The following is a 12,602-nucleotide window of genomic DNA, read 5'->3' on the forward strand; positions in this document are numbered from 1 at the left end:
CGGTCGGGGCGACAGGAGAGACCGTAGCAGATGGTTTTGTTGCAGACTATTTTTTTCGGTCTTACTTGTGGTGCCTCCGGCCCCGCCTGCGGACCTACTGGGACTGGCGCGCCCGGCGGGCGGTGCGCGGGGCCTCGACGGGGGTCGCCAGGCTGTCGTCGACCAGACGGCTCAGGGCCCGCAGGAGGGCCTCCCGGTCCCCCTCGGGCAGCGCGGCCAGGGCTTCGCGGTGCACGCGGTCGACGATCCCCCGACTCCGCCCGGCGACGCGGGCGCCCTCCTCGGTGACGGCGACGATCCGGGCCCGCCGGTCCGTACGGGAGGGGCGCCGCTCGGCCAGCCCCGCCTTCTCCAGGGCGTCCACCGTCACCACCATCGTGGTCTTGTCCATGTCGCCGATCTCGGCGAGCTGGATCTGGGTGCGCTCCTCCTCCAAGGCGTGGACGAGGACACAGTGCATCCGGGCCGTCAGGCCGATCTCGGCCAGCGCGGCGGACATCCGGGTGCGCAGGACGTGGCTGGTGTGGTCGAGGAGGAAGGACAGGTCCGGTTCGGTGCGGGTGGGCGTCATGGCGGTCATGCCGACAAGCGTAGCAATTCGATCCGTGGCGGATTATCCGGAAGGGGACGTTACTTGTGCCGACCCCTCGCTTGAACATGTTCAAAAATGGGTCTAGGTTCATTCCCGCCAGCCTTTTGAACACGTTCAAGAAGGGGTGGGGTATGGACCTCACTGTTGTCGCCTACATCGCCTACCTGCTGATCAGCGTCGCGCTCACCATCTGGGTCGCGCGGACGCTGAGTCGCAACGGGCGCATCTTCATCGCGAGCGTCCTGCACGGTGACGAGAAGCTCGCCGACGCGGTCAACCACCTGCTGGTGGTCGGCTTCTACCTCGTCAACCTCGGGTTCGTCGCCCTGTACCTCAAGGCGGCGGACGGCGTCGAGAACGCCCGTGGACTGTTCGAGGCGCTCTCGGTGAAGCTCGGTGTCGTCCTGCTCGTCCTCGGCGTCATGCACCTCGGCAACGTCTGGGTCCTGAACAAGATCCGGCGGCGCTCGATCATGGAGCGCGAGCAGGTCCCGCCGGTTCCCCCGCAGGGCTGGATCTCCGCCCCCACCGGAGCGTGAGCGCGATGGGCGGCCTCCCGGTCGGGAGACTGACGGTCCTGTACGACGCCCAGTGCTCCCTCTGCGCCCACCTGCGGAGCTGGCTGCTGCGGCAGCGTCGGCTCGTACCGCTGGACCTGGTACCGGCCGGCTCGGACGAGGCACGGCGCAGGTACCCCCGCCTCGACCACGCCCGCACCCTGCGGGAGATCACCGTCATCGGCGACAGGGGCCAGATCTACGCCGGGCCCGCCGCCTGGGTGGTCTGCCTCTGGGCCCTGGCCGACCACCGCGCCAAGGCCCACTGGCTCGCCACCCCGGCGGGCGCCCCCTTCGTACGGGTGACGATGCTCGCGGCGGCCAAGTACCGCGGGGCCACGTCGGCCGGAGCCGGGGGCGCCCCGCCCTGCGACGACCGGTGCTCCCTCCCCGGCTAGGCTCGGACACCGTGAAAGAAGACAAGGCCCCCAAGAGCGAGCAGACCCGCACGCTCATCCTCGAAACCGCCCTCAAGCTCTTCCAGGAGCGCGGTTACGACAAGACGACCATGCGGGCCATCGCCAAGGAGGCGGGCGTCTCCGTAGGCAACGCGTACTACTACTTCGGCTCCAAGGAACACCTCGTCCAGGGCTTCTACGACCGGATCGCCGCCGAACACCAGGCGGCGGTCCGGCCCGTGCTGGACCGGGAGACCGACCTGGAGGCGCGGATGGCCGGGGTGCTGAAGGCCTGGCTGGACATCGCCGCGCCGTACCACGAGTTCGCGGCCCAGTTCTTCAAGAACGCCGCGGACCCCGAGAGCCCGCTGAGCCCCTTCTCCCCCGAGTCGGAGCACGCCCGCGAGGCGGCCATCGCCGTCCACCGGGAGGTCCTGGCGGGGTCGAAGGCCAAGGTCGCCGAGGAACTGCGGGACATCCTGCCCGAGCTGATGTGGCTCTCCCAGATGGGACTCGTCCTGTACTGGGTGTTCGACCGCTCCGGGGGCCGGGAGCGCAGCCGCCGCCTCGCCGAACGCGGCGCCCGCCTCACCGGCCGCGGGGTCGCGCTCTCCCGCTTCCGGGTGCTGCGTCCGCTCGTACGCGAAGTGCACGAGCTGTTCACGGACTTCCTGCCGGGGATGGCCCAGGCGGCGGCCTCCCGCACGGCGCGCTGACCGACGGCACCGCGCCGGCCGGCGCGGTGCGCGGCCGGCGGTTACACCTGGCGGGAAGCCAGTTCGACCACCGTGATGTCGGACTGCGCGCCGACCCGGACGGGCGGACCCCACGCGCCCGCGCCCCGCGAGACGTACAACTGGGTGTCCCCGTACCGCTCCAGACCGGCGACGGTCGGATTGGCCAGGGCGGCGATGTGGTTGCCGGGCCAGAGCTGGCCGCCGTGGGTGTGCCCGGACAGCTGCAGGTCCACTCCGTGCTCCACCGCGTCGTGGATGACGACGGGCTGGTGCGCGAGCAGGACACTGGCGCGGGTACGGTCCCGGTCCCCCAGCGCCCGTACGAAGTCGGGGCCCTGCCCCTCGCTCTCGCCCGCGACGTCGTTGACCCCGGCGAGGTCGAAGCCGGCGATCTCGACGCGGTCGTTCTCCAGCGGTCGCAGACCGAGTTCGCGCACGTGCTCGACCCACTGCCCGGCGCCGGAGAAGTACTCGTGATTGCCCGTCACGAAGAAGGCTCCGTGCCGGGCCCGGAGCTGCGCCAACGGCTCGGCCGCGGGCCCCAGGTCGGCCACGCTTCCGTCGACGAGGTCACCGACGACCGCCACCAGGTCCGGCTGGACGGAGTTGACGGTGTCGACGATCCGCTGCGTGTGCGCGCGTCCGAGGATCGGCCCCAGGTGTACGTCGCTGACGACGGCGATCCGGAACCCGTGCGCGCCCCGCGGGAGTCTGGCCAGCGGCACCCGGACCCGCTTCACCCGCGGACCGCGCAGCACCCCGTAGGTCCCGTGTCCGACGGTTCCGAGCGCGGCCACCGCGGCACCGGCGCCCACCACCCGTGAGACGAACAGGCGCCGCGAGAGGTCCCCCGAGAGGCCGGCCCCACCGGTCCCGCCGGCTTCGCCGGCCCTGTCGGTCCCGTCGGCGGGGGCGGGCTCCGGCGGGCCGGTGAGGCCGTCGGAGGCGGACGCGGTCACCGTGTCCGTACCCGTCTGCGCACCCCTGCGCGTGTCCGTGCCGCCCGGCGCCGCCACGGCCGGTGTCCGGCCGGTGCCGGGGGCCCGGGCGGCCCGTCCCCCGGTCGCGGGGAGGGGCGGGGCGGCGGAGGCCTCCCCGGCCGGCGCGGCCGGCGACGCTCCGCCCCTGCGCCCCAGCCCCCACCGCAGCAGGGGCCGCACCACCTCGCCCACCACCAGCGCCAGCAGCAGGTACATCAGCACCGCCAGCCACAGGAACCCCGGCCACGCCAGCACCTGCTGCGCCCAGAACGGCGCGCCGGCACGCCCCGAGACGAGCGCGCCCACCGCCAGCAGCGGCAGCACCACCGCCGCCACCGTGCCCGCCCGCCGTGCGACGCCGCCCGGCGCGGTCGTGTCGCGGACCAGCCGCCGCCACACGTACCAGTGCGCCCCACCGATCAGACCGAAGACCACCAGCACGCCCACGACGACACCCAGCACGGCACCCACAGTTATCCCCGGCTCCGCTCACGTCGCAGGGCCCGCACTCCACGGAACCCGATCACCCCGACCGCCGTCCCCAGAAGAAAGGACGTGACGGCGAGCAGCAGGTGCACCCAGAAGTACGTGGTCGGGTCACCCGCGTCGTCGAAGGCGAGCCCGCTGCCGTCCTTCCACAGGTTCTTGACGAAAGTGATCCAGATGAACCAGCTCCACACCCCGAAGGCGAGCAGGAACCAGGAGACGGGGCGGCTGAGCTTCATGAGCCCAGTATCGCCACCGCTCTCCGGCCTCCGCCGCCGGGGTGCGGACGCGGGCTCCGCCGGGCGCCCGGCCGCCGCCCGGCGGAGCCCGCGGGGGTGGGTCCCCGCCATGTCCACATCCACATCGGCGCCCTGTACGTTCTCGATCGTGCCTGCCGTTAAAAAGACCGCTCTGACGGTCCTCTCCGCCGCGTTGCTGTCCGCACTCACCGCCCTTCCCGCGCACGCGGCGGCCGCGGACGACAAGCCCGGGGCCAAGCAGCCGAAGCCCCCGGCCCTGATGTCGACGGTCGGCGGCGCGCAGCTCGGGCAGCCCGGTACGCAGGTGAAGCTCGGCCCGGCCGCACCCGTCCTCCCGAAGGAGCTGAGCGGCCGGTCGTGGATCGTCGCCGACGCCGAGTCGGGCGACGTACTCGCCTCGCACAACGCCCACTGGCGGCTGCCCCCCGCGTCCACCATGAAGATGCTCTTCGCGGACACGGTCCTGCCCCGGCTGCCCAAGACCCAGGTGCACAAGGTGACGGACGGGGAACTGGCGGACATCGGCGAGGGCAGCAGCCTCGTCGGCCTCAAGGAGGACCACACCTACACGGTCCACGACATGTGGCTCGGCGTGTTCCTGCGCTCCGGCAACGACGCCGTGCACGTCCTGGCGGAGATGAACGGCGGCTGGTCCAAGACCGCGCAGGACATGCAGAGGCACGCCGAGGAGCTCCAGGCCCTCGACACCCATGTCGTCTCGCCCGACGGTTACGACGCGAAGGGCCAGGTCAGCAGCGCGTACGACCTGACGCTCATCGCCCGCAGCGGCATGCAGAAGAAGGACTTCCGCGAGTACTGCTCGACGGTGAGGGCCACGTTCCCGGGCGAGAAGAAGAAGGGGAAGAAGCGCGAGAGCTTCGAGATCCAGAACACCAACCGCCTGCTGACCGGCGACCTGGGGGTCACCCCGTACAGGGGCATCGCGGGCGTCAAGAACGGCAACACCACGCACGCGGGAGCGACGTTCACCGGTATCGCGCAGCGCGGTGACAAGGTGCTGCTCGTCACCGTCATGAACCCGTCCGCCGACGAGGGCCACGCCGTCTACAAGGAGGCCGCCCGCCTCCTCGACTGGGGCTTCGCGGCCTCGGGGAAGGTCACCCCGGTGGGTGAACTGGTGCCGCCGAAGTCCGCCAGGACCGGCCGGGGCGCGCCGCCCGCCGAGGACAGGGGGAGCAAGGGGGGCGACGGCGGTGAGGAGACCTCCGTCGTCGCCGCGGAGGACGCGACGACCCGGCTCGCGGCGACCGACGGCGGGGCCAGTGGCGTCGGCACCGCGCTCGCGGTCACGGGTGGTGCGCTGGTGGCGCTGGCCGCCGGGGTGTTCCTGGTCAACCGGCGCTGGCCGCTGCCCGCCCTGACGCGTCGCCGCCCGCGCCGCTAGCGGGCGCATCGGCGCCGGCGCCGTCACCGGCCCCCTCCTGCGCTTCCTCCGTACGTTCGCTGTCGTGCCGCGTCGCCGTCCAGGCGGCGCAGCACAGCAGCAGCTTCGCCGTGAGGTTGATCCACAGCAGCAGCGCGACGGGGACGCCGAACGCCCCGTACATGCTCTTCGCCGCGACGTCCTTCATGTAGCTGCCCAGCAGCAGCTTGAGCAGCTCGAAGCCGACCGCGCCGATGAGTGACGCCGTGATCAGCCGGTGCCTGACCGGGTGCACCCCCGGCAGCAGGGTCAGGACGTACAGCAGGATCAGGAAGTCCGCGCCGGCCGCGAGGGCGAGGGCCACGGCCTGCAACAGCACGCCGCCCACGCCGCTTTCGGAGAGGCCGGCCCGCTCGGCGGTCCAGTCGACCGCCGTCGAACCGACCGAGGAGGCCGCCCAGGACGCGAGCCCGATCGCGCCGAGGCCGCACAGCACCACGCCGTCCATGAGCTTGCGCACGACGGGGTTGCCCTCGTCCGTGTCGTCCAGATCCCACACGGCCCGGAGGCACTCCCTCAGCGAGCCGACCCAGCCGATGCCGGTGAAGAGCAGCAGGGCACCGGCGACGAGGCCGATGGTGCCCGCGTTCTGTACGAGCGAGGCGAGGTCGAGCTGCTCGGAGATGCCGGGCACCTGCTCGGCGAGCTTGCTCTCCATCCGGCGCAGCTGCTCGTCGGAGAGCAGGGCCGCGCCGATCGAGGCGGTGACGGTGATCAGCGGGAAGAGCGCGAGGAAGCTGATGAAGGTGATCGCGGCGGCCAGCCGGGTCCAGTGGACGCGGTCGAGCGTCTCGTACGTACGCCATGCGTGGGTGACCGCCAGCCGTGTCACGAACGGGCCGACGACGGGCAGGTTCTTCAGCCAGTCCATGACGTGCGTCTACCCTCCGCGACGGGAAACAGCGCGCTTGCGCCTGCTTGCGCCGGGGGCGCCGTCGGCAGGGTGCTGTCGCTGTCCGGGCGGCCGCCGGTCCGTCCGTGGACCCTTTTCCCCGGGGGCGGGGGTCAGGACCGCAGCGAAGGCGCCGCGGGCTGGTCCACGGGCGAGTTCTGGGCCGGCACCACGCTCGCGGCACGGCCCCCGAAGGCGTACTCGCGGAGCTTGCGCCACACGCCGTCCGCGCCCTGCTCGTACAGCGCGAAACCGGCGCAGGTCCACTGCGCCTCGTACGCGGAAAGCTCCTCGTACGCCCGGTCCATGCCCTCCTCGGAGATGCCGTGGGCGACCGTGACGTGCGGGTGGTACGGGAACTGGAGCTCGCGCACGAGCGGGCCCGACGCGTCCCTGATCCGCTTCTGGAGCCAGGAGCAGGCCGCCGCGCCCTCGACGACCTGCACGAAGACGACCGGGGAGAGCGGGCGGAACGTACCCGTGCCCGACAGGCGCATCGGGAAGGCGCGCCCGGACGACGCGACCTGCGCGAGGTGCGTGTCGACGGCGGGCAGCAGCTCCGCGTCGATCCCGGTGGGCGGCAGGAGGGTGACGTGCGTGGGGATGCCGTGTGCGGCAGGGTCCCCGAAGCTCACGCGCCGCTCCTGGAGCAGGCTGCCGTACGGCTCCGGGACCGCGATCGAAACGCCGAGCGTTACGGTCCCCACGTCGTTCTCCTCCGTCGTCGTCCGGTACGTCCTGTGGCGGTGGTGCTCTGTGCGGTGCTGTCTGTGTGCAGTGTGGCGGGAGTGCCGCCCTTGTGGCCAGAGTCCTTGGTCAGGGCACTGGTCCGGACCTCGGTCCCGGTCCGGACCGGCCGCTCGCGCTCAGTGCTTGGCGGGCAGCAGACCGAGCTTCTCGTAGGCCTGGGCGAGGGTCTCCGCAGCGACCGTACGGGCCTTCTCGGCGCCCTTGGCCAGGATCGAGTCCAGCGTCTCCGGGTCCCCCAGATATTCCTGGGTACGGGTCCGGAACGGCGTGACGAACTCCACCATCACCTCGGCGAGGTCCGTCTTGAGCGCGCCGTACATCTTGCCCTCGTACTTCTTCTCCAGCTCGGCGACGGTCTCGCCGGTGAGCGTGGAGTAGATGGAGAGGAGGTTGCTGACGCCCGGCTTCTCCACGGCGTCGTACCGGATCACGGTGTCCGTGTCCGTGACCGCGCTCTTGATCTTCTTGGCGGTCGCCTTGGGCTCGTCGAGCAGGTTGACCAGGCCCTTCGGCGTCGAGGCCGACTTGCTCATCTTGATCGCCGGGTCCTGGAGATCGAAGATCTTGCCGGTCTCCTTGAGGATGTACGGCGCCGGGACGGTGAACGTCTCGCCGAAGCGGCCGTTGAAGCGCTCGGCGAGGTCGCGGGTCAGCTCGATGTGCTGGCGCTGGTCCTCGCCGACCGGGACCTGGTCGGCCTGGTAGAGCAGGATGTCCGCGACCTGGAGGACCGGGTACGTGAAGAGGCCGACGGTGGCGCGGTCGGCGCCCTGCTTGGCGGACTTGTCCTTGAACTGCGTCATGCGGGAGGCCTCGCCGAACCCGGTGAGGCAGTTCATGACCCAGCCGAGCTGGGCGTGCTCGGGCACGTGGCTCTGGACGAAGAGCGTGCAGCGGTCCGGGTCGAGGCCGGCGGCCAGCAGCTGGGCCGCGGCGAGACGGGTGTTCGCGCGCAGTGCGACGGGGTCCTGCGGAACGGTGATCGCATGCAGGTCGACGACCATGTAGAAGGCGTCGTGCGATTCCTGCAGGGCGACCCACTGGCGCACGGCGCCAAGGTAGTTGCCGAGGTGGAACGAGCCTGCGGTGGGCTGGATGCCGGAGAGCACGCGAGGACGATCAGAGGCCATGACCTCATTCTCTCAGGTGTGGAACCCGACTCGGTTCTCCGGTGCGTCAAGAGGGTGAGGACGCGGGAGGGGCCCTGGAGGGGGGCCGCATCGGCATCGACGGTGCTGCGGCGATCGCGCGCGTACGGTCAGGGGCGCCCGAGGCGTACGCGGAACGGGTGCGCGCCCACACGGGAATCGCGCTCGGGGCGGCGGTGGTCCTCGGAGCCGGTGCGGACGCGGAAGACGTGGTGCAGGCGGCCTTCTTCAAGGCGTACCAGCCGCTGGGGCGCTTCAGGGAGGGCTCGGCCTTCCGGCCGTAGTTGCTCCGGATTGTCGCGAATGAGACGAGAAACACAGTTCGCTCCGCAGGGCGGCTGCGGGCCGCGGCGTGGCGTGACGGGAGGCGGCGCTGCTCGGCGCGGGGCCTCCCGTCACGTACCGCTGTCTGCTGGAGGTGGCTCCGCCCCGCTCCGAAGAGGCGGGGCTTCCCGCTCAGCCGGGTTGGCATGGCGACGGCCCGGCCCGGCCCGGCCCGTAGAACGTCGAGTGCTCCTACCGTGTCAGCACGGACCGTGGGGCCGCAGCTCACGCAGGGGGACTTCTCCTGCAACGAACCCGCCGCCCGAGTCGGCGAGGAAGTCGGCTGGGCCCAGGCCGATGCCCAGGCCGATGCCGATGCCGACGACGGAACCCGTTGCGGGCAGGGGCTCCGGCTGGACCTGCTCGGCCGTCAGTACGACGAACCACTGACGGCCCTCGCGCTTGACGCCGACGGTCCTGACTCTGCCGATCACCGGCCGGTGCTGGTCGGCCTTGACGTGTCCGACGCACTGGAAGCGGACACGGGTGACCGCAGCGCGCGGGGTGGAGTCCCGGCGGACCGGCGGGACGCGGGCCCTCAGGACCCGGCCCGCCGGGCTGTGCCGCGCCGTCAGCTCGTCGGTTCGTGAAGGACGTCAGTCCGTGGGGAGGCCCGGTGCGGGGAAGGCGGCCATGAGGTCGGCGACCTCGGCGCGGATCGCGGTGAGCGCCTCCTCGTCGCCGGTGCGGGCGGCGGTGACGCCCCGGTCGATCCAGCCGGCGACGGCCGGCATGTGTTCCGTGCCGAGACCGCGCGAGGTGAGGGAGGGGGTGCCGATGCGGACGCCGGACGGGTCGAACGGCTTCCTCGGGTCGTACGGGACGGTGTTGTAGTTGACGACGATCCCGGCCCGGTCGAGCGCCTTCGCCGCCACCTTGCCCGGCACGTCCTTGGGGGTGAGGTCCATCAGGATCAGGTGGTTGTCGGTGCCGCCCGACACCAGGTCGAAGCCGCGGGCGAGCAGGGCCTCGGCGAGCGCCCCGGCGTTGGCGACGACCGCGTGCGCGTAGTCGCGGAAGGAGGGCTGGGCCGCCTCGTGGAGGGCGACGGCGATGGCGGCGGTGGTCTGGTTGTGCGGGCCGCCCTGGAGGCCGGGGAAGACCGCCTTGTCGATGGCCTTGGCGTGCTCCTCACGGGACATCAGCATCGCGCCGCGCGGGCCGCGCAGGGTCTTGTGGGTGGTCGTGGAGATCACGTCGGCGTGCGGGACCGGGGACGGGTGGGCGCCGCCCGCGATCAGTCCGGCGATGTGCGCGACGTCCGCGACGAGTACGGCGCCGGACTCGCGGGCGATCTCCGCGAAGGCCGCGAAGTCGATGGTGCGGGGAAGGGCGGTGCCACCGCAGAAGATCAGCTTCGGGCGTTCCTTGAGGGCGAGTTCGCGCACCTCGTCGAAGTCGATGAGCCCGGTGCCGGGGCGTACGCCGTACTGGACGCCGCGGAACCACGTGCCGGTGGCCGAGACGCCCCAGCCGTGGGTGAGGTGGCCGCCCATCGGGAGGGCCATGCCCATCACGGTGTCACCGGGCTCGGCGAAGGCGAGGTAGACGGCGAGGTTGGCGGGCGAGCCCGAGTAGGGCTGGACGTTGGCGTGCTCGACGCCGAACAGGGCCTTGGCGCGGGCGGTGGCGAGCAGCTCGACCTGGTCGATGTTCTGCTGGCCCTCGTAGTAGCGCCGGCCCGCGTACCCCTCGCTGTACTTGTTCTGCAGGACGGTGCCGGAGGCTTCGAGTACGGCCTGCGAGACGTAGTTCTCGCTGGGGATCAGGCGCAGGGTGTCGGCCTGGAGCCGTTCCTCGGCGCCGACCAGTGCGGCGATCCCGGGGTCCGTGGCGGCCAGGGCGGGGTGGCGGGGCGGGAGATCCGCGGGGTGGCGGGGCGGGAGATTCATGGCGTCCTCCGGGGCGAGCGGTGAGTGTCCGGTCGTGGTCCCGGGGTGCCCAGGCGGGCGGCACCTCGTGCTGTGGTTTTCCGCGCGGCTCCCCCGCGGTCCGTTCCGCGTACGCCAGTCGCCGTGCGTACCGCCACCCTAGCGGCCCCACCGTCACGCGTGGTTTCTTCGTCCGGCATTCGAGCGACGATAGAAAGGGGCGTCGTTCCCGCCCCTCGCCGGATGGATTCGTCTCGACGATCGGAGACCCCGTGCCGACCACCCAAGCCGCCATCACCTCTGCGGAGGCGCACAGCGCGCACAACTACCATCCGCTCCCCGTCGTCGTCGCTTCGGCGGAGGGCGCCTGGATGACCGACGTCGAGGGGCGCCGCTACCTCGACATGCTCGCCGGGTACTCCGCGCTCAACTTCGGCCACGGCAACCGCCGGCTCATCGAGGCCGCCAAGGCGCAGCTGGACAGGGTGACGCTGACCTCGCGGGCCTTCCACCACGACCGGTTCGCCGAGTTCTGCGCGCGACTCGCCGAGCTGTGCGGCATGGACATGGTGCTGCCGATGAACACCGGGGCCGAGGCGGTGGAGACCGCCGTGAAGACGGCCCGCAAGTGGGGCTACAAGGTCAAGGGCGTGATGGACGGCACGGCGAAGATCGTCGTCGCGGCCGGCAACTTCCACGGCCGTACGACGACCGTCGTCAGCTTCTCGACGGACCCCGAGGCCCGCGCGGACTTCGGCCCCTACACGCCGGGTTTCGAGATCGTTCCGTACGGCGATCTGACGGCGCTCGACGCCGCGGTGACCGACAACACCGTGGCCGTGCTGCTCGAACCCATCCAGGGCGAGGCGGGGGTCCTGGTGCCGCCGGCCGGGTACCTGGCGGGCGTACGGGAGCTGACCCGCGCGCGGAACGTGCTCTTCGTCGCGGACGAGATCCAGTCGGGCCTCGGGCGTACGGGCAGGACCTTCGCCTGCGAGCACGAGGGCGTGGTCCCGGACATGTACGTCCTGGGCAAGGCGCTGGGCGGCGGCGTCGTGCCGGTGTCCGCGGTCGTGTCGTCGGCCGAGGTGCTGGGCGTGTACGGGCCGGGCGAGCACGGTTCGACGTTCGGCGGGAACCCGCTGGCCTGCGCGGTGGCGCTGGAGGTCATCGCGATGCTGCGCACCGGCGAGTTCCAGGAGCGCGCCACCGAGCTCGGCGACCATCTCCACCAGAAGCTGGGGCTGCTGGTGGGCGGCGGCGCGGTGGAGGCGGTGCGCGGCCGCGGGCTGTGGGCGGGCATCGACATCGCCCCGTCGCTCGGCACCGGTCGGCAGATCTCCGAGAAGCTGATGGACCGGGGCGTCCTGGTCAAGGACACCCACGGTTCGACGATCCGGATCGCCCCGCCGCTGGTGATCAGCAAGGAGGACCTGGACTGGGGCCTCGACCAGCTCGTCGCGGTGCTGGAGGGCCAGGGGTAGGCGTGCCTGCCCGCGCCCGTGCGTTCGCTGCGGGGTCCCGCAGCGAACGCACGGGCGCGGCCGGAGCACGGCCGGAGCACGGCCGGAGCACGGCCGGGTCGCGGTCGGGACCCGGTCAGGTCGCGGGGCAGTGCACCGTGGGGTTCCACGGGTCGAACAATCCCTTCGGATTGGACTTGTACAGCCAGACATGCAGGTCGTAGTGGATCGGCATGCCCGGCTCGTGGCCTTCCATCGGCCCGTCGAACTTCTTGCCGAACATCGTCGGACGGTCGTCGTCCGTCTCCAGGTTCTGGTCGCGGTCGACGACGAGGTACTCCACCGCCACCAGCTTCCGCTTCTCGCCCTTCGGCCCGGGCTCGTACAGCAGGGCCGCCGGCCGGGCCGGGTCCGTGGACCCGATGTTCTTCTGATCGACGTAGTGATAACCCATGCCGCCCACGCCCGGCAGGTCCGCGCACTCGTCGGTCCGCTCGAAGCCGTGCTTCACCGCGAGCGGCTCCCAGAGGTACTTGGCCGTCGCCACATAAGCCTTGGCGAGGTCGGCCTGCCTCTTCTTCTCTTTGCCACCGTTGTCGTTCCCGGCCTGCGCCGGACCGGCTGCCAGGGCCAACGAGGAGACGACGGCGAGCGCGAGCGCTGCCTTGACCGTGCGTGCGGGCATGCGGACTCCTGGAGA

General features: G+C 71.7%; 14 protein-coding genes, 1 pseudogene and 1 riboswitch. Of the genes and pseudogenes, 6 read left to right on the forward strand and 9 right to left on the reverse strand.

Annotation, left to right across the window (positions count from 1 at the left end; all coding sequences use genetic code 11):
• Positions 1–94: 94 nt before the first annotated feature.
• Complete coding sequence (locus ACWDZ4_RS06520; protein ID WP_451507323.1) at positions 95–580, reverse strand: MarR family winged helix-turn-helix transcriptional regulator; 486 nt, start codon at positions 578–580, stop codon at positions 95–97.
• Positions 581–723: 143 nt separating this feature from the next.
• Here ACWDZ4_RS06520 and ACWDZ4_RS06525 point away from each other — a divergent pair, with 143 nt between their 5' ends.
• The 3 genes from ACWDZ4_RS06525 to ACWDZ4_RS06535 are packed head-to-tail and all read left to right on the forward strand — an operon-like array spanning position 724 to position 2,263.
• Positions 724–1,131: a hypothetical protein gene (locus ACWDZ4_RS06525; protein ID WP_451507324.1), complete on the forward strand. Its 408-nt coding sequence runs from the start codon at positions 724–726 to the stop codon at positions 1,129–1,131.
• A gap of 5 nt (positions 1,132–1,136) precedes the next feature.
• Positions 1,137–1,547, forward strand: coding sequence for a thiol-disulfide oxidoreductase DCC family protein (locus ACWDZ4_RS06530; RefSeq protein ID WP_451507325.1), 411 nt, complete (start codon positions 1,137–1,139; stop codon positions 1,545–1,547).
• Between the two features lie 11 nt (positions 1,548–1,558).
• The gene (locus ACWDZ4_RS06535; protein WP_451507326.1) at positions 1,559–2,263 is read left to right on the forward strand and encodes a TetR family transcriptional regulator; all 705 of its coding nucleotides are present in this window, start codon (positions 1,559–1,561) and stop codon (positions 2,261–2,263) included.
• 41 nt (positions 2,264–2,304) lie between these two features.
• Here the strand turns inward: ACWDZ4_RS06535 and ACWDZ4_RS06540 are convergent, their stop codons facing one another.
• Together ACWDZ4_RS06540 and ACWDZ4_RS06545 are read right to left on the reverse strand one after the other, a co-directional pair.
• Positions 2,305–3,726 (reverse strand): metallophosphoesterase, encoded by a 1,422-nt coding sequence (locus tag ACWDZ4_RS06540; RefSeq protein WP_451507327.1) that lies wholly within the window; start codon positions 3,724–3,726, stop codon positions 2,305–2,307.
• A gap of 11 nt (positions 3,727–3,737) precedes the next feature.
• Positions 3,738–3,989: an SCO4848 family membrane protein gene (locus ACWDZ4_RS06545; protein ID WP_344488551.1), complete on the reverse strand. Its 252-nt coding sequence runs from the start codon at positions 3,987–3,989 to the stop codon at positions 3,738–3,740.
• Between the two features lie 148 nt (positions 3,990–4,137).
• Here ACWDZ4_RS06545 and ACWDZ4_RS06550 point away from each other — a divergent pair, with 148 nt between their 5' ends.
• Positions 4,138–5,415: a D-alanyl-D-alanine carboxypeptidase family protein gene (locus ACWDZ4_RS06550; RefSeq protein ID WP_451507328.1), complete on the forward strand. Its 1,278-nt coding sequence runs from the start codon at positions 4,138–4,140 to the stop codon at positions 5,413–5,415.
• Here ACWDZ4_RS06550 and ACWDZ4_RS06555 read toward each other — a convergent pair.
• The 3 genes from ACWDZ4_RS06555 to trpS all read right to left on the reverse strand — a co-directional run bounded on the left by ACWDZ4_RS06555 (position 5,363) and on the right by trpS (position 8,226).
• Entirely contained in the window at positions 5,363–6,325 is a 963-nt protein-coding gene (locus ACWDZ4_RS06555) for a YihY/virulence factor BrkB family protein (RefSeq protein ID WP_451507329.1), read from the reverse strand. The two genes, ACWDZ4_RS06550 and ACWDZ4_RS06555, sit on opposite strands and share 53 nt — an antisense overlap.
• A 134-nt stretch (positions 6,326–6,459) precedes the next feature.
• Entirely contained in the window at positions 6,460–7,053 is a 594-nt protein-coding gene (locus ACWDZ4_RS06560; protein WP_451507330.1) for a 2'-5' RNA ligase family protein, read from the reverse strand.
• 159 nt (positions 7,054–7,212) lie between these two features.
• On the reverse strand, positions 7,213–8,226 hold the full coding sequence (trpS, locus tag ACWDZ4_RS06565; RefSeq protein ID WP_451507331.1) for a tryptophan--tRNA ligase: 1,014 nt from the start codon (positions 8,224–8,226) through the stop codon (positions 7,213–7,215).
• Between the two features lie 54 nt (positions 8,227–8,280).
• Here trpS and ACWDZ4_RS06570 point away from each other — a divergent pair.
• Positions 8,281–8,606 (forward strand): annotated as a pseudogene (locus tag ACWDZ4_RS06570) (RNA polymerase sigma factor); the annotation flags it as partial.
• Between the two features lie 162 nt (positions 8,607–8,768).
• Here ACWDZ4_RS06570 and ACWDZ4_RS06575 read toward each other — a convergent pair.
• Together ACWDZ4_RS06575 and ACWDZ4_RS06580 are read right to left on the reverse strand one after the other, a co-directional pair.
• The gene (locus ACWDZ4_RS06575) at positions 8,769–9,002 is read right to left on the reverse strand and encodes a hypothetical protein (RefSeq protein ID WP_451507501.1); all 234 of its coding nucleotides are present in this window, start codon (positions 9,000–9,002) and stop codon (positions 8,769–8,771) included.
• Positions 9,003–9,164: 162 nt separating this feature from the next.
• The gene (locus ACWDZ4_RS06580) at positions 9,165–10,460 is read right to left on the reverse strand and encodes a serine hydroxymethyltransferase (RefSeq protein ID WP_451507332.1); all 1,296 of its coding nucleotides are present in this window, start codon (positions 10,458–10,460) and stop codon (positions 9,165–9,167) included.
• 40 nt (positions 10,461–10,500) lie between these two features.
• Positions 10,501–10,592: riboswitch (ZMP/ZTP riboswitch) on the reverse strand.
• A gap of 119 nt (positions 10,593–10,711) precedes the next feature.
• Between ACWDZ4_RS06580 and rocD the strand changes: the two genes are divergently transcribed.
• A complete protein-coding gene (gene rocD, locus ACWDZ4_RS06585) occupies positions 10,712–11,923 on the forward strand; it encodes an ornithine--oxo-acid transaminase (protein WP_451507333.1) in 1,212 nt (403 codons plus the stop codon).
• A 115-nt stretch (positions 11,924–12,038) separates the two neighbouring features.
• Here the strand turns inward: rocD and ACWDZ4_RS06590 are convergent, their stop codons facing one another.
• On the reverse strand, positions 12,039–12,587 hold the full coding sequence (locus ACWDZ4_RS06590) for a hypothetical protein (RefSeq protein ID WP_451507334.1): 549 nt from the start codon (positions 12,585–12,587) through the stop codon (positions 12,039–12,041).
• Positions 12,588–12,602: the final 15 nt, after the last annotated feature.

It is taken from the genome of Streptomyces sp. NPDC003016, from assembly GCF_053591455.1.